This window comes from Streptomyces sp. NPDC051664, from assembly GCF_044453545.1.
Lineage (GTDB): Bacteria > Actinomycetota > Actinomycetes > Streptomycetales > Streptomycetaceae > Streptomyces.
In genome coordinates, this window is record NZ_JBITCU010000002.1 from 368,311 (window position 1) to 391,630 (window position 23,320).

Sequence of the window (23,320 nt, forward strand, 5' to 3'; positions counted from 1 at the left end):
GGGAGGCGCGGACCTGGGCACTCGGTGCGGGCGCGCGTGACACGGATCCACGGCAGACGGGAGGCCCGAGATGCCTGCGGAATCGGCCAGAACGATCGCGCTCCCCTCCGGTGAGGAGATCGCGGCGCTCGGGCAGGGCACCTGGTATCTGGGCGAGGAACCGGCCCGGCGTGAACAGGAGATCGCCGCGCTGCGGCTGGGCGTGGACCTGGGCATGACCGTCGTCGACACGGCGGAGATGTACGGCGACGGCGCAGCCGAGGAACTCGTCGGGGAGGCCCTCCGGGGACGCAGGGAGGAGGTCTTCCTCGTCAGCAAGGTGCTGCCCGGCCACGCCGACCGGAAGGGCACCGTCGCCGCCTGCGAGGGCAGCCTGCGGCGGCTCCGTGCGGAACGGCTGGACCTCTACCTGCTGCACTGGCGGGGACGGTGGCCACTCGAGGAGACCCTTGCGGGATTCACCGACCTGATGGAGGCGGAGAAGATCCGTTACTGGGGCGTGAGCAATCTGGACGTCGCCGACATGGTCGAGCTGACCGCCCTCCCCGGCGGCGACGCCGTGGCCGTCGACCAGGTGCTGTACAACCTCTCCCGGCGCGGCATCGAGTGGGATCTGCTCCCCTGGTGCCGCGAGGCCGGGGTGACGGTCATGGCCTACTCCCCGATCGAGCAGGGGCGACTCCTGAAGGTCGAGGCACTGGGGGCCGTGGCCCGGGCCCTCGGAGCCACGCCGACCCAGGTGGCACTCGCCTGGGTGCTGGCACAGGGGGTGGCCGCGATCCCGCGTTCCGGATCACCCGACCACGTTCGGGAGAACCGCGGCGCAGTGGACCTCCACCTTCCCACCGAGGCGCTCGACGCCCTCGACGAGGCGTTCCCGCCGCCCAGCGGGCCCACGCCCCTGGAGATGCTCTGAAGAAGTTGTCAGGATGGCGCGCCTCACGCTGGCTCACGTCCGCAAGGCACCGCCAGTTCGGCCGCCTCTTCTGACCGGCCGACGCGCCGTCACCGGTCCCGGCGTGCGATACGCACCAGGGCCTCGCTCACGGTCGTCACGCCTTCGTCCCAGCCGTCCTCGAGCTTCGGACCCCAAGAGGCCGGCGCCATACCGTTGCCTGCTCATGCATGGGGTGGTTCACCCGGCTTCGCGTAGATCGTTTCGCCGGAAAAACGTCAATGGCTTGGCGGCAAGAGGGGCAGCTCGGTCGCCGGTGTCTCATGAGACACCTCGCAGTCTGAAGTAAGGACGGCTACCGCCGCCCACTCTTCAGCCCGGCCCCTGCGCCGGGCCCGGTCCTGTTCCAATCTCGGCGGGGTGCCCTAATGCGGGGTGCCCAAATACAGTCCCGCTTCCCCGAGCTGGTCGTGTCGTCCGGTCAGCAATTCTCGTTCGAGGCGTTGCAACGCCGTGCAGCCTCCTGCGGACGGACGGACGCCCGTACGGCTGGCCGAGGGATGCCTGCGCACTTCATGCTGCTCTGCAAGGGGAAGAGGGGGTGCCCTTTTTCGGCCTGGGGTGCGGAGGCGCTCAGCAGGGGGCTCTGCGAATCTCGACCGGGTAACAGCCGATGGCGGCGCGGGCGGGAGCGAACGACGCCGTCCGTTCCCGGTGAGGAGGCGAGAGGCATGACCGTGATGGGTGTGTCGAAGTTCGAGAGGTTCTTCCGCGCCGCCGCAAGCCTCGACGTGGACAGGAACGACCTGAAGCGGTACGGCGACTTCGTCGACGCCAAGCTCTACGACCTCCTGGTCGCCGGCCAGGCGTCGGCCAAGGGCAACGGCAGGGATACCGTCGAACCGTGGGATCTACCGATCACCAAGGGCCTCCAGGAGAGCATCCACCGGTTCCGGCGGCTCGACGAGGAGGTCGAGCTGAAGCCCATCCTGGAACAGCTCGCCGCGCATCCTCCCCTCGACAGGACACCCACCCAGGAGGCCGAAGAGCGCTACCCCGAGATCATCGGCGGTCTCAGCGTCGCCCTCGCCGAGACGTTCAAAATCATGTATCCGGATGTCAAGAACCCGCAGACCAGTCACTGGGAGGGCGTGACCGCGGTGTTCGACCGGCTGCTGTAACAGTCGCGCCCCGGTGCATGTCGCCGGACTGAACTGAGATGCCGGACGGGGGCGGAAGGTGGAAACTGGAAACCTTCACCCAGGCCCGGGTCGCGCCGCAGGTGCTCGGGGATTCGCGATCGCGGTTTCAGCGCGGCTGGTCGTCGGCCAGGAAAATCACACCCCCTTGCCTTCACGTAATGGCGTCTGACTCGGAAGGTCGTTTCGAGGGTCTGTCTCGTCCCGCGATGCTCTGACACGCCGAGGGAAGACTCATGAAAGCTGTTGTCTACGAGGGATCGCGCGCCGTCCGTGAGCGTGAAGAATGTCCCCGATACGTATGTCGAAAGGCCCAAGAAGGGCCTGACCGCGTTCTGTCTGACCACTCCCCACAAATCCGAGGATGGCCGGCGCCGCCTACGGTTTCGCCGACGTGGGTCCCTACAACGGCGGGCGGGCCGAACTGCTGCGCGTTACCTGCGGCGACCACAACTGCCTGGTGTTGCCGGAAGAAGCCAGTGAGCGGCGAACCGACTACGTGATGCTCTCCGGCATCTTCCCCACCGTCTGGCACGCCGCCGAGCTCGCCTGGCGGCCTGGTCCAGGCCGGGAAGGCCGAGCCGTCCTAATCCGGTACTAACGACTCTCAGGACTGATGTGAGTTCTGAGGGCCATTCGAGTAGCGAGCGGTGCTCGCGGTGGTGATCGCGTGGGTGCCGGACTGACGCCTTGAGCCGTCGTCAGGAGCGCGCTAGCCGGGCCGCGAGATAGGGCGCGGTGGCGCTGCGGCGGGCCCTCGCCACCTTGGCCGGCGGGCCCGCCGCGACCACCCGCCCGCCCGCGTCGCCGCCGCCCGGCCCGAGGTCGATGACCCAGTCGGCGGTGGCGATCGTGTCCAGGTCGTGCTCGACGAGGACGACCGTGTTGCCGGCGTCGACGAGCCGGTGCAGCTGTCGCAGCAGCAGCGCGATGTCCGAGGGGTGCAGCCCCGCCGTCGGCTCGTCGAGCAGGTAGAGCGCGTGCCCGCGGCGGGCTCGCTGCAGTTCGGTGGCGAGTTTGATGCGTTGCGCCTCACCACCGCTGAGTTCCGTCGCGGGCTGGCCCAGCCGCAGGTACCCCAGTCCCACCTCGCGCAACGTCTCCAGACTGCGGGAGGCGGCCGGGACGGCGGACAGGAACTTGGCGGCGGCGTCGACGGACAGCGCCAGTACTTCCGCGATGTTCTTGCCGCGGTAGGTGACTTCCAGCGTTTCGGCGTTGTACCGGGCGCCCTGGCAGGTCGGGCACGGCGCGTAGGTGCCGGGCAGGAACAGCAGTTCCACCGCGACGAATCCTTCGCCCTGGCAGGTCTCGCACCGCCCTTCGGGCACGTTGAAGGAGAACCGCCCGGCCGAGTAGCCGCGCGCCCTGGCCTTGTCCGTCGCCGCGTACAGCTTGCGCACCGCGTCGAACATCCCCGTGTACGTGGCCAGGTTGGACCGGGGAGTTCGGCCGATGGGCCGTTGGTCGACCCGGACCAGCCGGTCGAACGACTCGACCCCCGACGCGTCCTGGACATCGACCTCCAGCTGCGCCTCGTCGGGCTCCTCGGGTACGAGTCCGAGGTGGCCGCGGACGACCTCGGCGAGCACCTGCGTCACCAGCGTCGACTTTCCGGAACCGGACACGCCCGTCACCGCCGTCAGTACACAGAGCGGTACGTCGACGGACACGTCGTGCAGATTGTGGCGGGAGACGCCGCTCAGGTGCAGCCAGCCATGCGGTGTGCGCGGGCGGTGATCGAGCGGCTGGGCACGCCCGAACAGGTACTGGCTCGTGGCCGACTCCCCGACCCGCTCAAGACCGTCGACCGGGCCGCTGTACAGCACGCGTCCGCCGCCCTCACCCGCGCCGGGGCCGATGTCGACCACCCAGTCCGCCCGCCGTACGACGTCCATGTCGTGCTCCACGACGAACAGCGAGTTGCCCGCCGCCTTGAGGCGGTCCAGCACGTCCAGCAGCGGTTCCGCGTCAGCCGGGTGCAGGCCCGCGGAGGGTTCGTCGAGAACGTAGACGACGCCGAACAGCCCCGAGCGCAGCTGGGTGGCGATCCGCAGGCGCTGCGCCTCGCCGGGCGACAGGGTCGTCGAGCGGCGCCCGAGGCTGAGATATCCGAGGCCCAGGTCGAGCAGTACGTCGACCCGCGCGACCAGATCGCCGCAGATCCGGACCGCGACCTCGGTCGTCTCCCCGGATCGGGCGGTCGACGTGGTGGCGTCGGCCTCGGACCGCCCCGCGACGGGCCGCAGCAGCGCCACGACCTCGGTGAGCGGCATCGCGTTGATCTCGGCGATGGAACGTCCGGCGAAGGTCACGGCGAGCGCCTCGGGCCGCAGTCCGCTGCCGTGACACTTGGGGCAGGGCACACTCCTGACGAACCGGAGCGCCCGTTCGCGCATCTTCTCGCTCTTGGAGTCGGCGAGGACGTGCATGACGTGCTTGCGGGCGCTCCAGAACTTGCCCTGGTAGCCGTAGTCGACGCGGTCCTCCTCCGGCTCGATGTACACGGAGGGCTGCTCGTCCGTGTACAGCAGCCAGTCCCGGTCCTTCTTCCTGAGCCTGCGCCACGGTCGGTCGATGTCGATCCCCAGGCCGCTCACGACACTGCGCAGGTTGGCGCCCTGCCAGGCGCCCGGCCAGGCGGCGATCGCCCCCTCGCGGATGCTCAGCGAGGGGTCCGGGACGAGGAGGTCCTCGGCGATGTCGTGCACGACGCCCAGTCCGTGGCACTCCGGGCAGGCGCCGGCCGCGGTGTTGGGTGAGAACGACTCGGCCTCCAGCCGTGCGGCCCGGGGCGGATAGGTGCCGGCGCGGGAGTACAGCATGCGCAGCAGATTGGACAGCGTGGTGATGGTGCCGACCGTCGAGCGCGAGCTGGGCGACCCGCGTCGCTGCTGCAGGGCCACGGCGGGTGGCAGTCCGGTGATTTCCTGCACGTGCGGTGCGCCGACCTGTTGCAACAGCCTTCGGGCGTACGGTGCTACGGACTCGAAGTAGCGCCGCTGGGCCTCCGCGTAGAGCGTGCCGAACGCGAGCGAGGACTTGCCCGAACCGGAGACGCCGGTGAAGGCGACCATCGCGTCCCGCGGAACGTCGACATCGATGTTCCGCAGGTTGTTCTCACTGGCGCCCCGGACATGCACGAAGGGGTCGGTCGCGTCCTTGTTCACCGTTCCTGATTACCTGATCGCACCGGGAACCGCGCGACAGGCGCCGTCACCGGGCCCCGCTCACACGAGCGTCCGGAGTATCCCGGGATCCATTTTCAATGCACGGCCTAGCCTAGGCGGCGCACACTCCGCTGTTGGCGGACGCCGACAAGGTGGCGTTGCTGCTGGAGACCACCCTTCCCGGGGTCTTCGCCGCCGGCGGCGTCAGGAGCGGCTCGCTCAAAGGGGTGGCGTCGGCGGCCGGGAGGGTGCCATGGCTATCCGCCTCGTGCACGAGCACCGGGAAAAGACGGACAACCTGGTCTGCACCGCGGGCCCCGAGGGCCCCGGCCGGTGGCGGGCCATAGAGAGGCACTCGGCATCGTGCTGGTGTCGGACGAGGGGACGCAACGACTGCGGTGTGAGCAGGAACGCCGCAGTGACATGGACGAGCAGGAACAGCGCGGCGTAGAGGCAGTGATGCCCATGAACAAGGTGATCACGGTGACGAGGTTGAACAGGAGGCGGGCCTGCTGCCGATCGATCTCGTCGCGGTGCCCGGGGTGGCGCGGAGCGGGTGTTCGCGGTGGCGCACGCAACCGTGGCCGGTGGTGGAGCAGGCCCTGCACGGGGAGGACGAGGAGATCTGACCGTACCGCCTGCACCTGCTGGCAGGGGCCAGCGTGTCACGCGGCGTGGGCGATACCTCGGGGGCATCCTGTGGGCACGGGCGGTCGGGGGTGGGGGCAGCCGACGAGAAGGAGTCATGCGGGTGTCGTCTCAGGGCGTTACGGTCGTGGCTCTCCTGGCGGATCCGGATGCGCCGACGGAGATCGCGCAGCGCATGGCCCGGATACTTTCCACTCGACTCGCCGACAAGTCGGGCCAGGGCCGACGTTTCGACGTCGAGGTGGTCAGTGAGCCTTTCACCGCAGGGACCGAGGACCCGCCCACCTTGATGCGCCGGATCATGGACCGCGGAAGAGCTGAGAATTGGGACATTGTCGTGGCCCTCACCGACCTTCCGCTGCACTCACACGGGCGCAGGCTCGTTATGGATGTGAGTCACGAACACGGCTTGGCGCTGCTGTCTCTTCCTCCGCTGGGGGGCTTGCGTCTGCAGACGAGAGCCCGGCGGGCCGTGGAAGAAGCCGTGCTTGGTTTGGCGGGTCCGCGGGCTACCGGGGCTGAGGGACCTCCGCAGAGTGAGCCGCTTCTGGGGCCCTTCGTCAGTCGTCTCGCGCCTGTTCACCTGGGCCCGGTCGGTGAGGAGGAGACCGCTGATCTTCGGTACGTCGTAAGCGGGCCGCGCGGTTACCTGAGGGTGCTCGTCGGTATGGTCCGCGCCAACCGGCCGTGGCGGTTGGTGCCGGGCTTGTCGAAAGCCCTGGCGGCCGCACTCGCCACGGGAGCAGTCGCCACCGTGAACTCCACCATCTGGGGCCTGGCAGAGTACCTGAGCGCGCCACGCCTCGTGATCGCGATGGTCGGGTCTGTCGGGCTCATGGTCGGCTGGCTGATCGTCGACGCGCAGTTGTGGCATCGATCAACAGAGGTCTCGCCGGAGGCGAGGCAGAGGGCGAGGCTCTACAACGCCTCGACGGTCATGACCGTGGGTATCGGGGTGCTCGTCTGCTACGGCGGTTTGATCGTCATCAACCTGGTGTGGGCTCTGTTCATCATCAACGGCCAAGTGTTCGCTTCCGTGACACGGACCCCGCTGCACGCCGCGGAATACTTGACGTTGTCATGGTTCGTCGCTTCGGTAGCCACCGTGGGCGGCGCGCTGGGATCAGGCTTGGAGAGCGACGAGGCGATCCGGGCAGCCGCCTACTCCAAGCGCGAACAGGAACGTCGCCACATGCTCCAGGACGACCACGGCGACTAGCTCGTGGTCCTGCCCTTCAACATCGCCTGCGGCTTCTGCAAGCAGTGCGAGATCTGTCGCTGCTCGCCGCGGTCCGCGCGGCGGGCGAGGAGATCGCCGCGCACTATCCGCGGATCGACGTACTGATCAACAACGCGGGCCTGCACGCCTTCTCTCAGCGGGTCACCACCGAGGGGTACGCGGAGATGACCGCGGTGAACTACCTCGCACCCTGGGTGCTCACCGACGCCCTGCGCGACAGGCTTGTCGCATCCGCTCCTGCCCGGATCGTCACGGTCGCCTCCCGGGCCTCGCGGCAGGCCGGCGCCATCGACCCGCTGCACGATTTGACCGACACCGCGGACTTCACGCGCCGCGGCTCCAGCCCGCGCTACGGCCGGTCCAAGCTGATGGACATCATGTTCACCCAGGAACTCGCCCGCCAACTGCAGGGCACGGACGTCGCAGCCACCTGCTGCTGCCCCGGCTTCAACGCCACCGGCCTCGGGCGCGAACTCCCTCTCGCCGGAGCTCTGGAGAAGGCCCTCACCACGCTCAACATCGGCAACCCCCAGCACGGCGCCGACATCATCGTGAAACTCGCGACCGACCCCGAGTTCGCCGACACCAGCGGCGGCTACTTCGCCGCCAGGACCGCCGAGCCCCTGCAGTGCCCGGAGATCGGGCGCGGCGAAGGGATCCAGCGTGCCCTGTGGGACGCCACGGCCGACCTCGTCCACACCATCCGGCGGCCGCAAAGCACCTGAAACCCTTGACCGGCTCCGCCCGCCCCACTCGCCCCGCCCGAAGGAGACCGCAATGAACCCAACCAGCCACGACCAGCCCGACGCGGTGACCCTCCAACCTGTCGGACACGTCGTGAGTCCGCGGGACGATCTCTCGGACGACAACTGGGGCGAGGTTCCTGCCGTCATCCGCCTCGACTCCACCCGCTTCGGCGAAGACGCGCTCTTCGGACTCGCGGACTTCTCCCACCTCGAAGTGGTCTTCCACTTCCACCGGGTCCCCGAGGAGAAGATCGAGACCGGTGCGCGCCACCCACGAGGAAACACGGACTGGCCGCTGGTGGGCATCTTCGCCCAGCGCGGCAAGAACAGGCCCAACCGGCTCGTCGTCTCGCGGTGCACGTTGGTGAAGGGCGAAGGACACGACATCCACGTCCCCGGCCTGGACGCGATCGACGGCACACCGGTGTTCGACATCAAGCCCTACCTCCGGGAGTTCGGCCCCCGCGGAGAGACCGAGCAGCCCCAGTGGTCCGTTGAACTGATGGGCGAGTACTACTGACGCGTCGCGGGTGTCACCGGCCGGAGGCGAGGAGGGGTCCGCAGGCACTCGGCGATGTCGGGGTCGAGGGCGTAGCGGGCGACGTCGTGCAGGGTTCCGGTGCGGCGGCTCGGTGGGCCTGTGGTGGATCTGCTTCGGCACCGGCACCGGCACCGAAGCCGTCGAACTGGACGCCGGCGTCCTCGGCCAGGTTCGTCCAGCGGATCCAGCGGATCCAGCGTCCGTCGACGGTGTGTTTCCACCCGGCGTCGTTGAGTGGCTTGGTGGCGACGGTCTTCTCATCGACGGGGCCGCCGATGGCTGTCTCCCAACCGCCTCCCTCGGCGAGGTGGTGAAGCAGGGTCTGGAGCACGGGTCGCGGCCAGGTGCCACATTCGGTCCGAGACGGGTGTCTCGTACGCCGCCACAGTCCAGGCGATCTCCCGGGGTGGGCTTCGTGGACGGGCTCAATGTGGAGAATTTGTGATTCGTGGATCGCGTGGGTGGTGTCGTCGGGCCATATCCGGACCACGCTGGCACAGCGATCAGCTCATCCATCAGGCTGAGCTGAAGTGGCCCACACGACCTCCGCAAGCGGTTCGGAGCCGCACTTTGCCACGTGGTTCGCGTCAGACGCGGGCGAAGTCGCGGGGGCGGAACTTCCCGCTCTTCAGGTGCCTCTCGATGTCTTCGAGGCTGTGCCCGGTGAGCTCCGGCATTCGCCGCCATACGAACAGCCACGCCGCGACGTTGAACATCCCGTAAATCCAGAACACCTGGCCCACACCGAAGATGCTGATCATCGTCAGCAGGGTCAGCGTGATCAGCAGGTTCGTGCTCCAGAGCGTGGCCGACTGCACGCTTGTGGCGGCGGCACGCACCGACAGCGGGTAGATCTCGGAGCCGGTCAGCCAGCCCATCAGCTGGAGCCCGCCAGCGTTGAAGAACATGAAGGCGAGCAGGCAGGCGACGATGGACGGCACGTAGTCGCGGGTGGCGTGGCCGGTGATGAAGAGGGCTCCGAGGGCGAACAGGCTGACCGCCGCGCCGGGCACCATCACCAGGGTCATCCGACGGCGCCCGACCTTGTCGACGATCACCAGGCCAACCACCATCATCACCAGGTAGGTCATGCCCAGCGCCACGCTGACCGACAGCGCGGTCGTCTCGGAGAAGCCGTTGTCGGTCAGGATGGTCGGGGCGTAGTAGATGATCATTTCGATGCCAGACAGCTGGGTGAAGACGGCGATGCCGCAGCCGACCACCAAAGCCGGGCGCACCCATGGCTGCCACAGCCCGCTCCACCCGCGGTTGCGTCTGCTGGTCCGCTGCTGGCGTCCCTCCAAGGCGACGAACTCCTCGAGCTCGGAGGAGATGTCGTAGCCGTCGGGCCGTATGTCCTCAAGCACCCTTGTGGCCCCGTCCACGCCGACGCGGCCGTGCCTGAGGACCAACCACCGCGGGCTCTCGGGCAGGCGCAGCTGCAGGAGAAGCATCACCAGTGCCGGTACGGCGGCCGCGCCTATCGCCTCCCGCCACGACACAGCCTGGCTCGCGCCCACGAGCGTCGCGATGACGATGCCAACGCCGATGGCGAGCTGGAAGCAGAGCACAAGCCGTCCGCGGATCGCCTTGGGGGCCAGCTCGGCGATGTACATGGGCACGGTTTGGGTGGCGCCGCCGACGGCGAAGCCGAGCACCACCCGGGCCAGGGCCAGACTGACCGCGGTGGGGGCGAGCGAGCTGCTCACGCTGCCGAGCATGAACACCACGCAGATCAGCAGGATCGTGCGGTGCCGGCCGATGCGCGCGGACAGCAGGCTGCAGGCAAGGGCGCCGATCACGGCGCCGAGCAGGATCGCGGCGGCGATCACCTGCTTCATGTCGTTCCCGATGTGGAATTCCTTGGAGATCTGCAGCAGTCCGCCGGAGATGATGCCCGTGTCGTAGCCGTACAGCAGTCCGCTGACGGCAGATACCACGGCCGCCATCAGCATCCGCCCGTTCAGGACCTTGGTCGGTGGCGCCTTGTCTGCGATATGGGCCATGGTTCCTCCAGGGCGGTGAACGGACCCTCATCCATCCTCGAACCGGGGGCTGGGCCCTCATCGCTCGGCTGACCTGCCGCGCCGAGGCACAGCACGTGACGGCCTTTCGCCGTTGGCATTCACTTGCGAAGCACCAGACGACGGTGACCCCGTAGAAGGGTTCGGCATGCCCAAGGTCGGCATTCGCAATATCCTCGGCAGCACGGAGACGACACAGAACCTAAACCTCTCGGTGACAGCGTGCGCGTAGCGGGTGACTGGCGACATGGCCCAGGGAGACAAATTGTTCTCTTCATCTCACCCCAAGGGGCCTAGCGCTGGATTCCTCTTTGGCAGGGTATATGTCCTGGTGGCGGGGTAGTTCGGGTGCTCGGGGGCGGGTGCTGGACCGTGGTGTTACGGGCACGGCCGAGCCGTGACGAGAACGAGCAACGGGTCGTGCGTCGACTGGCACGGGCACGCAAGGCGCCGCGTGATCTGGCATTGCGGGCTCGGATGGTCGACCTGAGCTGGTCCCGACAGACGGCCTGCCATCGCGGATGAGTTGAGGTGCAGCCCGAAGACAGTCCGCCGCTGGCCGCACCGCTTCGACCGTTCGGGCCTGGACGGGCTGGAGGATCTGGGTGGTCAGGGCCGCAAGCGGCGGATTACCGAGGCGGAACGCTCCCAGATCATTGGCCTGGTCAGACAGCCAGCGCCGGGCCGGCTGACGGTGGGGCGGACGGCGAACTGGCCGCCGCGGATGAGTCCGGGCCGCCGGAGTGGCCCCTCGATGCACTGGCCGCTGAGGCCGGGCGGCTGGGTGTTGAGGTTGGCATCGGTGGTCACCACGTGCGTGATCAAGTGCGGACATCCTGCGAATGGGTCGTCGCAGGTCTCACTGAAGTGGACTTTGTGGCCGCGCCAGCCGGATCCGTGTTTCATTCCGTATCGGGAGTCGACGTCATAGGGGAGGTGATACGCCGGTTACATCTCCGCCGAACTGCTGCTGACCTCACCGACTGGATGCGGAGTCACCGTCGTCGGGCGCGTGCGACCAAACACCACCCCGCAGACCGTTCAGGCCGCCGGCTTCGGCGAAACGTCCTTCACCATCTGGGATGGACCACAACCACAGGCCGGCGATCCGGATCCGATTCGCAACCGAGACCTGCGCGTCCCGCCCTGTCCAATCCCAGTGCGCGCGCCTGCCATCAACCTGATCCGACTCGACGCCTGGTGGCGCGGGGATCCGCTCGCACAGACCCGCATCTCGCATCTCGCAGCCCTTGACCTCGCGGCGTGAGATCAATTGGGCCACGGGGTCATCGAGAGCTGATACAAATTGCACCGACTGCACAGCAGCGTCGGCTACCCCAGCCCCGCCGACTACGAGACCGCACTGGCGGCCTGACCACCACACCAAGCGTGTCCGTCAAAGCGGAACAAGCTCAGTGCGTCGTCGTGTACATCAACATCGATTCCCATTCCGGGATCGCCGTTCGCGGACCGGAGGCCATCGGTCAAAGCATCCTGGGCCATCAACAAGGCGCGCTCGTAAGCGGGTACGACCTTCTGTGGCCAGGCTTCATCGCTGTAGGCATCACGGTGAGCGGTCTCGATGCTGTCCCGCAGGACAAGAAGTGCCTCACGGTGCGCGTGCACCACGTCTGCAGTGTCCAGGCCACTCCGAACAAACAGCTCCTGACGTACGCCATCGCCATGCTTGATCATGCCGCTCAGGTCTGCTGGACGACCCTGCAGACGCAGGCCCATCGCTGGCTGAAGGCCGGCATCTGGGCCGAGGCCATGACGTTGCTGAAGGACGTGGAGGCCGTACCGGCATGGCAGCCGGACCCGGTCGAGATACGGGCGAGCCTGAAGCCGCTGGCCATTGAGCCCATTGTGGGTGACGGAGAACGCGACCGTTGGATACCGGCCCGCCCACGCAGAACTCGGTGCGCTCGCCGAAGCCTTGCTGGGCGGTGTCGTGGGACACGATCTGGGCGTGCGCCGAACAGTCCTTGATCAGCGCCGAGAGTTCGAGCAGGGCGAAGACGTCGTGGCGGTGGACGGCGCCGTCCCCGCCCGCGTCGCGGTTGACGACGAGCAGGCACTCGGAGTTCCCGGGCAGCCCGAAGAACGCCTGCTTCCGACGGAGCCTGCGGCGCCAGAGATAGGTGCGAGCCGCCCAGCCGAGGGCGGCGAAGATGCCGCGGCTATCACGCCCAGCACGATGTTGCGTACGTCGTCAGTCATGGGCGGGCATGTAGCGGTCATCCGGACCATGTTCACAGTGGCCCTGACGAGACCGGTGGGGCGGCGTTAGCCTGCGCGGACGATCCTTCACTGGAGGTGCGCATGCGACGTTCAGTCGCACGGAATGTGTCGTTGTTAAGTGTGCTCGCCGCTGTCGTCACGGTCGGCGCGGCCGCACCGTCCTCTTCGTCGCCATCGGCCGTGCCACCGCCCAAGCCCCCTGTCGCGGTGGGATACGGCGGCGCGGTCGCCAGCGTCGACGCGGATGCGACGGCCGCCGGGATCGAGGTGCTCCGCGAGGGCGGCAACGCCGTCGACGCCGCCGTGGCGACCGCGGCCGCGCTCGGTGTGACCGAGCCGTACTCGGCGGGCATCGGCGGGGGCGGTTACTTCGTCTACTACAACGCCAAGAAGCGCACCGTGGAGACCATCGACGGCCGCGAGACCGCCCCGCGCAGCGCGGACTCCTCGCTCTTCCTGGAGAACGGGAAGCCGCTCGCCTTCGCGGACGCCGTCACCAGCGGTCTGGGCGTGGGCACGCCGGGCACCCCGGCCACCTGGGGCACCGCCCTCGACGCCTGGGGCAGCAAGTCGCTGGGCAGGCTGCTGAAGCCGGCTGAACGCCTGGCCCGGGACGGCTTCGTCGTCGACTCCACGTTCCGTTCGCAGACGGAGGGCAACCAGGCCAGGTTCGCCGACTTCCCGGACACCGCGAAGCTCTTCCTGCCGGCCGGGCAGCTTCCGGTGGTCGGCTCCGTCTTCAAGAACCCCGATCTTGCCCGTACGTACGAGAAGGTGGGCCGCGAGGGCATCGACGAGCTGTACCGCGGCGACCTGGCCGACGACGTCGTACGGACCGTGCGCAACCCGCCCGTCGACCCGGAGGCGACCCGGGTGGTGCGTCCGGGCGACCTCACAGCGAGGGACCTGCGGTCCTACCGGGCAGTGCGGCAGGCTCCGACGAAGGTCGGCTACCGCGGCCTCGACGTGTACGGCATGGCGCCGTCCTCGTCCGGCGGTACGAGTGTGGGTGAGGCCCTCAACATCCTTGAGTCCACGGACCTTTCGCGGGCCACCGAGGCGCAGTATCTGCACCGCTACATCGAGGCGAGCCGGATCGCGTTCGCGGACCGTGGGCGGTGGGTCGGCGACCCGGCGTTCGAGGACGTACCGACGCGCGACCTGCTCAGTCAGCGGTACGCCGACTCGCGGGAGTGCCTCATCAAGGACGACGCGGTGCTGACCAGTCCGCTCGCTCCCGGCGACCCGCGCCACCCGGCCGACTGCGCGAATCGTGGAACGGCCGCCCCGACGACGTACGAAGGGGAGAACACGACGCATCTGACGGCCGCGGACAAGTGGGGCAACGTCGTCGCGTACACCCTGACCATCGAGCAGACCGGCGGCAGTGCCCTCACGGTGCCGGGGCGCGGCTATCTGCTCAACAATGAGCTGACGGACTTCTCGTTCGCCCCCGCCGACCCGGCGGTGCACGACCCGAATCTGCCGGGTCCGGGCAAGCGGCCTCGGTCGTCGATCTCGCCGACGATCGTGCTGAAGCACGGGCAGCCGGTGCTGGCTCTGGGGTCGCCGGGCGGTGCCACGATCATCACCACCGTGCTCCAGTCGCTCATCGGCACGGTCGACCGGGGCCTTCCGCTGGTCGACGCGATCGCGGCGCCGCGCGCCAGCCAGCGCAACTCGCCGACGACGGAGCTCGAACCGGGGCTGTGGAACAGTCCGCTACGGAGCGAGCTGGAGTCGCTGGGGCATGCCTTCAAGCTCAACCCCGAGATCGGGGCGGCCACGGGGGTGCAGCGGCTGCCGGACGGGCGGTGGCTCGCCGCGGCGGAGAAGGTCCGGCGGGGCGGTGGTGCGGCGATGGTGGTGAAGCCGAGCGGAAGGCCATGACGGAGTGTCAATAGCCGGGCCGGCGAAGCCGGTTGGTGGTGAGTCGTCCGGCGGTGTCAGAGCGCGGTGAGGATGCGGGGTCCCGCGTCCGTGATCGCCACCGTGTGCTCGGCGTGCGCCGCCCGGCTGCCGTCGGACGTGCGCAGCGTCCAGCCGTCCCGGTCGGGGTGGAACGCGTCCCGGCCGCTGCCGATCAGCATCGGCTCGATCGCCAGCACCATCCCGTGCCGCAGCGGCATGCCGCGACCCGGTCGTCCCTCGTTGGGGACGGCCGGGTCCTCGTGCATGGACCGGCCGATGCCATGGCCGCCGAAGCCTTCCGGGATGCCGTATCCGGCCGTCCGGCAGACCGTGCCGATCGCATGCGCGATGTCACCGATCCGGTTGCCGACGACCGCCGCCGCGATCCCCGCCTCCAGCGCCTCGAAGGCCGTGTCGATCAGCCGGGTGTCCGCGGGCCGTGCGCGGCCGACGGTGAAGCTGATCGCCGAGTCGCCGGCCCAGCCGCCGAGCGTCGCGCCCGCGTCGATGCTCACCAGATCGCCGTCGCGCAGCCGCTGGTCGGTCGGGATGCCGTGCACGATCGCGTCGTTGACGGACGCGCAGATCACGCCGGGGAACGGGGTGGGCGCGAAATGCGGCTTGTAGTTGAGGAACGGCGAGCCGGCGCCTGCTTCGCGCAGCACTTCGCGCGCCACCTCGTCGAGCTCGCGCAGCGACACACCGACCGCCGCCGCCTCCCGTACGGCCGCCAGCAACTGGGCCACGACCCGGCCCGCCTCGCGCATCGCCTCTATGGATGTATCCGTCTTGAGCTGAACCATGCCAATTACTATACCGGTGAAAGCGGTATGAGAATAACGGCGGTATGAGAATAACGGCAGTACTAGACTGTCGGCATGGTACGAACGCCTCTGACCCCGGAAGAACGCCTGCGCGGCGAACGGCTCGGCCGACTGCTCCGCGAGGCGCGAGGCGCCCGCAGCATGGTCGAGATCGCTGCCGGCGCCGGCATCTCCGCGGAGACGCTGCGCAAGATCGAGACGGGGCGCGCCCCGACCCCTGCGTTCTTCACCGTCGCGGCACTGGCCGGGGCGCTCGGCCTCTCCATGGACGAACTGCTGATCCGCTGCGCCCCGGAACCGGACGTGGCCGTCCCACTGGCCGGCTGACCGCAGATCCGCGGCGGTGCCGTCCGGCCGGCGGCCGCCTGCGCCCGTCGACCGGTCGGTACCCACGGGAGGTGCGTACCCGGCACTCGGGCGCGTAGGGTCACCGCCGTGACTTCCCGGACTCCGCAGGACTTCGCCCACAGCGAGTACGTCAGCCTGACCACGTACCGGAAGGACGGCACCGCCGTTGCCACGCCCGTGTGGGCGGCGGCCGACGGCGACGAGCTGTTCATCTGGACCCGCGACGACTCGTGGAAGGTAAAACGGCTGCGCAACGACAGCCGGGGCGTCGTCACCGTCTGCGACGTGCGCGGCCGGATCGTGGAGGGTGCGCCGAGCGCCGAGGGAACGGCGCGACTGCTGGACGAGGCGGGGACACGCGCGGTGCACCAGTTGCTCGCCCGCAAGTACACCTGGAAGTTCTGGCTGGTCGACTGGCCGGCGACCGTCGTCCGGCTCGGCAAGCGCCCGCACATCGGGATCGCCGTCACCCTCTGACCCGGCCTGCTGCGGGGGGCGTGCGCCCGCGGCGTTGCGCCGGTCGCACCCTCGCCGAAAAGTGCGCGTAGCCGCCTCGTAACACGCCTGCGATCGAATGCCTGCGGACTGGAGTGCTCCAGTCGACGCTGGGTGAGGGCGACGATGACAGTGCATCAACTTGCTGGAGAAGTAGCCGAGTTCGCGCAGTATCTGCGGAACCTCACGGCCCTGCTCGACCCGGGGCGCGGCTGGTACGGGGTGTTCTGCCGACGCGATCCCGCCGGCGTGCGAGCCTGCCTCGACGGCGCGGAGATACCGCCGTGGGACGTGGTGGAGTCGCTGCTGCAGGACCTGGCCGGCGAGCGTGGCGCCGCGTTCGCGGCGCGTGAGTCGGTACGCGCCGCAGCGCTGTACTCCGCATCGGCCGCCGCCCACGACCGGCGGCCGGGCGGACGGCAGGCACTCGTCGAGCGGTTGGAGCTGATGCTCCGCGAGCAGGCATACGCCGCCCAGCGGGTCCGCGCGGCCGGGGTGGACAACGGCACGCAGCCGCCGGACCCGGACACGCTGGCATGGGCCCAGGACGACCACACGCGCGCCTCGGCCCGCTGCACGGAACTGCGCAAGCGGCTGTCGGCCGTGACCGTGCCGCAGGGGTGGTTCCGGGCTGAGGAGGAATCCCCCGCCGAACCCGCGAGGCCACGGGTGCCGGGCCCGCGCACCGCACCCGGCCCCGCAGCCGGAAGCGAGCGGGCACCCGCCGCCCGGAAGCCCCCTGCCGCCGGACCGTCGTCCTCCGCCCCCGGGCGGCCCCAACCCCCGGCCCCCAAGCGCAAGAAGCCGCGCGGCGCCCGCTTCGCCGGACTCGAGGTGGACGACGACACCGGCGTCGACGCCCCCCTCGCCGTCCCCGTGCTCCCCGTCCCCCCGACGAACGCCGCCGTCCCGCGCGGCGCCCGATTCGGGGGCGCCCCCACCACGGCGGACGCCGACGCCCGGGGCCGTGATGCCGCCCGGCTCGCCCCGGACCCCGTCGCGCAACGCGCCGCCACCGACGCCGTGGACATACTCGTCCGGCTCCGTACGGAGGGCCGCAGCGGCGAGGCCCATGGCGTGCTGTGCGAGGCGGCCGGCTGGCCTGCCGACCGGCTGCCCCTGCTCGCCGTGGAACTGCACAGGTCGGGCCTGGCGGCCGACTGGGCGACCCTGCTGTGGGAGGTCTCCTCGCTGCCGCCCGTCGAGCTGGCCGCCGCGGCCGGTGCACTGGCCGCGGCGGGCCGTACCGACGACTGCGGACAGCTGCTGCGTCAAGGGGTGGCGCGACCCGCGGCGGAGATCGCCGACGCGGTGCTGGCTCTGGACCGGGCCGGTCTTGAACCGGAGGCGCAGGCGCTGATGGGCGCCTTCGTCCGTGTACGCACCCCGGAGGATGCGGCCCTGATCGCGGCGGGCGATCCGCGCCAACTCGTTCCGCAACTGCTGGCCGCCGCCCGTGCGGTGTCACCCGAGCGGGAGTGGGACCTGGTGCACGCCCTGCGCGTCGCGGGCATCGCGGACGCCCCTTAGAGGGCATCCGGTGCGGGCGCAGTCCGTCGAGGTGGCGTCACGCGGTCCGGACACGGGGTGGCGGCGCGTTGCTGCCCGTGAGGCCTGGGAATCCACCCGGGGTGCGAGGGGATCGGAAGTGTGGACCGCACGGGTATGAAACGTGATCGACTCAGCCGGTTCACGGCGATGGTCTTGCCCCACCGTGTGGCGGGGCTTACGTTCTCCTCCTATGCACCGAGTCTACGTGCGTAGAAAACGCGTAGAGGCTCTCTGACGCCGCGTCGAAGGAGCAGCTCATGTCCCACGTCGTACGCGCCGCACTAGTCCAGGCGACCTGGACCGGCGACACCGAATCCATGATCGCCAAGCATGAGGAGCATGCTCGCGAGGCCGCCCGGCGGGGGGCGAAGATCATCGGCTTCCAGGAGGTGTTCAACGCCCCCTACTTCTGCCAGGTCCAGGAGCCCGAGCACTACCGCTGGGCCGAGGCCGTCCCGGACGGGCCGACCGTCCTGCGGATGCAGGATCTCGCCCGTGAGACGGGCATGGTGATCGTCGTGCCGGTCTTCGAGATCGAGCAGTCCGGCTTCTATTTCAACACTGCCGCCGTGATCGACGCCGACGGCTCGTACCTCGGCAAGTACCGCAAGCACCACATCCCGCAGGTCAAGGGGTTCTGGGAGAAGTACTACTTCAAACCCGGAAACGTCGGCTGGCCGGTCTTCGACACCGCCGTCGGCAAGGTCGGTGTCTATATCTGCTACGACCGGCACTTCCCCGAGGGGTGGCGTCAACTCGGTCTGAACGGCGCCCAGTTGGTCTACAACCCGTCAGCCACCTCGCGGGGCCTGTCCAGCTACCTCTGGCAGCTGGAACAGCCTGCGTCCGCCGTCGCCAACGAATACTTCATCGCCGCGATCAACCGCGTCGGTCAGGAGGAGTACGGCGACAACGACTTCTACGGAACCAGCTACTTCGTCGACCCGCGAGGCCAGTTCGTCGGGGAGGTCGCCAGCGACAAGGAGGAGGAACTCCTCGTCCGCGACCTCGACTTCGGTCTCATCGAGGAGGTGCGCCAGCAGTGGGCGTTCTACCGGGACCGCCGCCCCGACGCGTACGAGGGACTGGTTGAGCCGTGAGCAGTCTCCACCATCGCCATCTCGCCGTCAGCCCCGACTGGCTCGCGCTCTACTACCGGCACCCCCTGGAGCTCACCCACGGCGAGGGCCGCCATGTCTGGGACGCCGACGGCAACCGCTACCTCGACTTCTTCGGCGGCATCCTCACCACGATGACCGCACATGCCCTGCCCGAAGTGACCAAGGCGGTCAGCGAGCAGGCCGGGCGGCTGATCCACTCCTCGACGCTCTACCTCAACCGGCCGATGGTCGAACTCGCCGAGCGCATCGCCACGCTCTCCGGCATCCCGGACGCCCGGGTCTTCTTCACCACCTCCGGCACCGAGGCCAACGACACCGCCCTGCTGCTCGCCACCACGTACCGCAGCTCGAACCAGATCCTCGCGATGCGCAACAGCTACCACGGCAGGTCGTTCTCGGCCGTCTCCATCACCGGCAACAAGGCCTGGTCGCCCACGAGTCTGTCCCCGCTGCAGACGCTGTACGTCCACGGTGGCGTCCGCACCCGAGGACCGTACGCGGAACTCAGCGACGCACAGTTCATCAAGGCGTGCGTGGCCGATCTGGAAGATCTGCTCGGCCACACCCGCGGCGCCGCCGCGCTGATCGCCGAACCCATCCAGGGCGTCGGTGGATTCACCTCCCCGCCCGACGGCCTGTTCGCAGCGTTCCGCGAAGTGCTCAGCCGGCACGGCATCCTGTGGATCTCCGACGAGGTGCAGACCGGCTGGGGCCGTACCGGCGAACACTTCTGGGGCTGGCAGGCGCACGACCGGAACGGCCCGCCGGACATGCTCACCTTCGCCAAGGGCATCGGCAACGGCATGTCGATCGGCGGTGTCGTGGCCCGCGCCGAGGTCATGAACTGCCTGGACGCCAACTCCATTTCGACGTTCGGCGGCTCTCCGGTCACCATGGCGGCCGGCCTGGCCAACCTCTCGTACCTCCTGGAACACGACCTCCAGCGCAACGCGCGACGCGTCGGCGGACTGCTCATCGAGCGGCTGCGGGCGATCGGCGCCGGAGTGGAGTGCGTACGCGAAGTGCGCGGCCGGGGTCTGATGATCGGCATCGAGCTGGTGAAGCCCGGCACCGACGAGGCCGACCCGGAGGCGGCGACCGTCGTACTCGAAGCGGCCCGCGAGGGCGGGCTGCTCATCGGCAAGGGCGGCGGGCACAACACCAGCGTGCTGCGGATCGCCCCGCCGCTATCGCTGTCCATCGCCGAGGCGGAGGAGGGCGCGAGGATCCTCGCCGACGCGCTGCACGCGGCGGGGTGAGGGGCCCGACTCACCGGCACGGCCCCGAGTCACGGCGGGTGGGTGTCCGGCCCCGATCCGCTGGACGGCCCCGAAGGGGGACGCCTGAATCCGGCGTCCCCCGGGGCCGCACGCCGGGCCGAGGCGATGAATCAGTTTCTGATCACGGGCCGACGGTCTTTCGTTCGGATCGGGCTGGATCAGGGAGCGGCCCGCCGCGGAGCGGCTGATGTCACCGTGGTGCGTGCAGCTGCAAGGCGGAGGAAGGAGTCCACGCGGAGCGAATGGGGTCTCCCCTGCTCGAGCGAAGCCGAGAGCTCGGGGAAGACCGACGACAACGCGGCAGATGTGCGTGCCGGACCCTGCGAGCCCTGCATGATCCGAACGAGAGGTCCTAAGCCGGGGCGTCGTCGTCCTTCTCCGGTCGTGGCGCCCCGGCACGCCTCGCCGCGTGGCGTGCGGTGGATTCGCTCATCGACGCACCGATGTATACGACGTGACGCGGTGTCGGCTTTGGGCCGACGGTGTACGCCATGCCCGGAAACGGAAACGACTTCAGCGGTTAGCCGCAGTGGTATTGCCACAGTGGGTAACCCACTTCTACGTTCTTCACCACGCACCTTGTCTACGTGCGTAGACCCATTCCGCCACAGTGAGGAGGGGTACATGAGCCGCACCGTCATCCACGGCGGCCTTGTCGTCACCGCGTCCGACGAACTCCATGCAGACGTACTCATCGAGGGCGGCCGCATCGCCGCACTCGCCGCGCACGGTACCGACACGGCCGAGAGCTGGACCGCCGACCGGACCATCGACGCCACCGGCAAGTACGTCATCCCCGGCGGTGTCGACGCGCATACCCACATGGAGATGCCGTTCGGCGGCACCTACGCGGCCGACACCTTCGAGACCGGGACCAGGGCGGCCGCCTGGGGCGGCACCACCACGATCATCGACTTCGCCATCCAGACCGTGGGGCGCGCGGTCCGCGAGGGGCTCGACGCCTGGTACGCGAAGGCCGACGGCAACTGCGTCGTCGACTACTCCTTCCACATGATCCTCTCCGACGTGAACGAGTCCACGCTGGGGGAGATGGACCTGCTGGTCTCGGAGGGCGTCACGTCCTTCAAGCTGTTCATGGCCTACCCCGGTGTCTTCTACAGCGACGACGGCCAGATCCTGCGGGCCATGCAACGGGCCGCCGGCAACGGCGGGCTGATCATGATGCATGCCGAGAACGGCATCGCGATCGACGTCCTCGTCGAGCAGGCGCTGGCCGCTGGCCGCACCGACCCGCGCTACCACGGCGACGTCCGCAAGGTGGCGCTGGAGGCCGAGGCCACCCACCGCGCCATCCAGCTCGCCCGCGTCGCCGGATCCCCGCTGTACGTCGTGCATGTCTCCGCCGACGAGGCCGTCGCCGAACTGGCGGCCGCCCGCCACAAGGGACTTCCGGTCTTCGGCGAGACGTGTCCGCAGTACCTGTTCCTCTCCACCGACAACCTCGCCGAGCCGGACTTCGAGGGCGCCAAGTACGTCTGCTCCACCCCGTTGCGCCCCAAGGAGCACCAGGAGGCGCTCTGGCGGGGCCTGCGGAACAACGAACTCCAGGTCGTCTCCACCGACCACTGCCCGTTCTGCTTCTCCGGTCAGAAGGAGATGGGACGCGGCGACTTCTCGAAGATCCCGAACGGGATGCCTGGTGTGGAGAACCGGATGGACCTGCTGCATCAGGCGGTCGTGGAGGGCCGTATCTCCCGCCGCCGCTGGATCGAGATCGCCTGCGCCTCCCCGGCCCGGATGTTCGGTCTCTACCCGAAGAAGGGCACCATCGCCCCGGGCGTCGACGCCGACGTCGTCATCTACGACCCGCACGCCGAGCAGACCATCTCCGCCGAGACCCATCACATGAACGTCGACTACTCGGCGTACGAGGGGAAGCGGCTCACCGGGCAGGTCGACACCGTCCTCTCGCGCGGCGAAGTCGTCATCGACCAGCGGAAGTTCACGGGTCGCGCCGGCCACGGCATGTACACCCCGCGCGCCACCAGCCAGTATCTGGACTAGGAGCACCTGTCATGGACTTCGGACTCGTCCTCCAGGCCGACCCGCCCGCCTCCGCCGTCGTCGGCCTGATGCGCCGCGCCGAGCGCAACGGGTTCCGCTACGGGTGGACCTTCGACTCGGCGGTGCTCTGGCAGGAACCGTTCGTCATCTACAGCCGCATCCTCGAACACACCGAACGCCTCGTCGTCGGGCCCATGGTCACCAACCCGGGCACCCGCACCTGGGAGGTGACCGCCTCCACCTTCGCCACCCTCAACGACATGTACGGCAACCGCACCGTCTGCGGAATCGGCCGGGGCGACTCGGCGATGCGGGTCGCCGGACGCAAGCCCAACACCCTGGCCCGCCTCGGCGAGGCCATCGACGTCATCCGCGACCTCGCCGAGGGCCGGGAGGCGACCGTCGACGGGCAGAGCGTCCAGATCCCGTGGATCAAGGACGGCAAACTACCTGTCTGGATGGCCGCGTACGGTCCGAAGGCGCTCGCCCTCGCCGGGCAGAAGGCCGACGGATTCATCCTCCAGCTCGCCGACCCGTACCTCACCGAATGGATGATCAAGGCGGTTCGGGACGCGGCGGCGGAGGCGGGCCGCGACCCGGAGGCCGTGACCATCTGCGTCGCAGCCCCCGCCTATGTCGGCAACGATGTCGACCATGCCCGGGAGCAGTGCCGCTGGTTCGGCGGGATGGTCGGCAATCATGTCGCGGACCTGGTGTCCCGGTACGGCGCACACTCCGGACTGGTCCCGGAGGCCCTCACCGAGTACATCGCCGGGCGGTCCGGTTACGACTACAGCCACCACGGCCGTACCGGCAACCCGGACACCGCCTTCGTGCCGGACGAGATCGTCGACCGGTTCTGCCTGCTGGGCCCTGCCGAGGCGCACATCGAGAAGCTTCAGGCACTGCGCGACCTGGGCGTGGACCAGTTCGCGGTCTACAACATGCATGACGCGCGTGAAGCGACGATCGACGCCTACGGCTCCGAGATCATCCCCGCACTGTCCTGACCCGCCTCTCCGCATCCCCCGCGTCGTCACACCCCATCCCCCGCGTCGCCA

The 23,320-nt window shown here is 69.1% G+C and carries 20 protein-coding genes and 2 pseudogenes; 17 read left to right on the forward strand and 5 right to left on the reverse strand.

Translation table 11 applies throughout. From position 1 onward, the window contains the following. Positions 1-70 precede the first annotated feature (70 nt). From ACIA8E_RS04980 to ACIA8E_RS04990, 3 genes are all read left to right on the forward strand, one after another. On the forward strand, positions 71-916 hold the full coding sequence (locus ACIA8E_RS04980) for an aldo/keto reductase (protein ID WP_399294639.1): 846 nt from the start codon (positions 71-73) through the stop codon (positions 914-916). 710 nt (positions 917-1,626) lie between these two features. Next, complete coding sequence (locus ACIA8E_RS04985; RefSeq protein ID WP_399294642.1) at positions 1,627-2,076, forward strand: DUF1931 family protein; 450 nt, start codon at positions 1,627-1,629, stop codon at positions 2,074-2,076. Between the two features lie 382 nt (positions 2,077-2,458). Then, positions 2,459-2,695 (forward strand): hypothetical protein, encoded by a 237-nt coding sequence (locus ACIA8E_RS04990; protein ID WP_399294645.1) that lies wholly within the window; start codon positions 2,459-2,461, stop codon positions 2,693-2,695. Between the two features lie 100 nt (positions 2,696-2,795). Here the strand turns inward: ACIA8E_RS04990 and uvrA are convergent, their stop codons facing one another. After that, a complete protein-coding gene (gene uvrA, locus ACIA8E_RS04995) occupies positions 2,796-5,264 on the reverse strand; it encodes an excinuclease ABC subunit UvrA (protein WP_399294648.1) in 2,469 nt (822 codons plus the stop codon). 158 nt (positions 5,265-5,422) lie between these two features. Between uvrA and ACIA8E_RS05000 the strand changes: the two are divergent. The 4 genes and pseudogenes from ACIA8E_RS05000 to ACIA8E_RS05015 form a co-directional block, all read left to right on the forward strand. After that, positions 5,423-5,715 (forward strand): annotated as a pseudogene (locus tag ACIA8E_RS05000) (hypothetical protein); the annotation flags it as partial. A 294-nt stretch (positions 5,716-6,009) separates the two neighbouring features. Then, entirely contained in the window at positions 6,010-7,131 is a 1,122-nt protein-coding gene (locus ACIA8E_RS05005; RefSeq protein ID WP_399294650.1) for a hypothetical protein, read from the forward strand. Positions 7,132-7,175: 44 nt separating this feature from the next. Beyond that, positions 7,176-7,877, forward strand: coding sequence for an SDR family NAD(P)-dependent oxidoreductase (locus tag ACIA8E_RS05010; protein ID WP_399294653.1), 702 nt, complete (start codon positions 7,176-7,178; stop codon positions 7,875-7,877). 52 nt (positions 7,878-7,929) lie between these two features. After that, entirely contained in the window at positions 7,930-8,418 is a 489-nt protein-coding gene (locus ACIA8E_RS05015) for an SAM-dependent methyltransferase (protein WP_399294656.1), read from the forward strand. A gap of 13 nt (positions 8,419-8,431) precedes the next feature. On the opposite strand, the gene ACIA8E_RS05020 is transcribed toward ACIA8E_RS05015, so the two are convergent. Together ACIA8E_RS05020 and ACIA8E_RS05025 are read right to left on the reverse strand one after the other, a co-directional pair. Beyond that, entirely contained in the window at positions 8,432-8,770 is a 339-nt protein-coding gene (locus ACIA8E_RS05020; RefSeq protein ID WP_399294659.1) for a hypothetical protein, read from the reverse strand. Positions 8,771-9,026: 256 nt separating this feature from the next. Next, a complete protein-coding gene (locus ACIA8E_RS05025) occupies positions 9,027-10,445 on the reverse strand; it encodes a sugar porter family MFS transporter (RefSeq protein WP_399294662.1) in 1,419 nt (472 codons plus the stop codon). Between the two features lie 544 nt (positions 10,446-10,989). Here ACIA8E_RS05025 and ACIA8E_RS05030 point away from each other — a divergent pair. Next, entirely contained in the window at positions 10,990-11,394 is a 405-nt protein-coding gene (locus ACIA8E_RS05030; RefSeq protein ID WP_399294664.1) for a helix-turn-helix domain-containing protein, read from the forward strand. A gap of 458 nt (positions 11,395-11,852) precedes the next feature. Next, a complete protein-coding gene (locus ACIA8E_RS05035) occupies positions 11,853-12,452 on the forward strand; it encodes a hypothetical protein (protein ID WP_399295088.1) in 600 nt (199 codons plus the stop codon). On the opposite strand, the pseudogene ACIA8E_RS05040 reads toward ACIA8E_RS05035, so the two are convergent. Beyond that, positions 12,334-12,683, reverse strand: a pseudogene (locus ACIA8E_RS05040) (hypothetical protein); the annotation flags it as partial. The gene ACIA8E_RS05035 and the pseudogene ACIA8E_RS05040 overlap by 119 nt on opposite strands. A 102-nt stretch (positions 12,684-12,785) precedes the next feature. On the opposite strand from ACIA8E_RS05040, the gene ggt reads away from it, so the two are divergent. Next, positions 12,786-14,594: a gamma-glutamyltransferase gene (gene ggt / locus ACIA8E_RS05045; protein ID WP_399294667.1), complete on the forward strand. Its 1,809-nt coding sequence runs from the start codon at positions 12,786-12,788 to the stop codon at positions 14,592-14,594. 56 nt (positions 14,595-14,650) lie between these two features. Here ggt and map read toward each other — a convergent pair whose 3' ends face one another. Continuing rightward, the gene (gene map / locus ACIA8E_RS05050) at positions 14,651-15,418 is read right to left on the reverse strand and encodes a type I methionyl aminopeptidase (protein WP_376256289.1); all 768 of its coding nucleotides are present in this window, start codon (positions 15,416-15,418) and stop codon (positions 14,651-14,653) included. Positions 15,419-15,493: 75 nt separating this feature from the next. On the opposite strand from map, the gene ACIA8E_RS05055 reads away from it, so the two are divergent. From ACIA8E_RS05055 to ACIA8E_RS05085, 7 genes are all read left to right on the forward strand, one after another. Next, positions 15,494-15,766, forward strand: coding sequence for a helix-turn-helix domain-containing protein (locus ACIA8E_RS05055; RefSeq protein WP_030978049.1), 273 nt, complete (start codon positions 15,494-15,496; stop codon positions 15,764-15,766). Between the two features lie 108 nt (positions 15,767-15,874). Next, positions 15,875-16,264, forward strand: a complete 390-nt coding sequence (locus ACIA8E_RS05060; protein WP_399294671.1) for a PPOX class F420-dependent oxidoreductase — start codon at positions 15,875-15,877, stop codon at positions 16,262-16,264. A 144-nt stretch (positions 16,265-16,408) separates the two neighbouring features. Next, positions 16,409-17,812 carry a hypothetical protein gene (locus ACIA8E_RS05065; protein ID WP_399294674.1) on the forward strand — a complete coding sequence of 468 codons (1,404 nt, stop codon included), beginning with the start codon at positions 16,409-16,411 and terminating at the stop codon, positions 17,810-17,812. A 278-nt stretch (positions 17,813-18,090) separates the two neighbouring features. Then, complete coding sequence (locus ACIA8E_RS05070; RefSeq protein WP_399294677.1) at positions 18,091-18,933, forward strand: nitrilase-related carbon-nitrogen hydrolase; 843 nt, start codon at positions 18,091-18,093, stop codon at positions 18,931-18,933. Further along, a complete protein-coding gene (locus tag ACIA8E_RS05075) occupies positions 18,930-20,213 on the forward strand; it encodes an aspartate aminotransferase family protein (protein WP_399294678.1) in 1,284 nt (427 codons plus the stop codon). Before ACIA8E_RS05070 ends, ACIA8E_RS05075 begins: the two co-directional genes overlap by 4 nt. A gap of 645 nt (positions 20,214-20,858) precedes the next feature. Further along, entirely contained in the window at positions 20,859-22,259 is a 1,401-nt protein-coding gene (gene hydA, locus ACIA8E_RS05080; protein ID WP_399294681.1) for a dihydropyrimidinase, read from the forward strand. Positions 22,260-22,270: 11 nt separating this feature from the next. Further along, the gene (locus tag ACIA8E_RS05085) at positions 22,271-23,269 is read left to right on the forward strand and encodes a TIGR03842 family LLM class F420-dependent oxidoreductase (protein WP_399294684.1); all 999 of its coding nucleotides are present in this window, start codon (positions 22,271-22,273) and stop codon (positions 23,267-23,269) included. Positions 23,270-23,320: the final 51 nt, after the last annotated feature.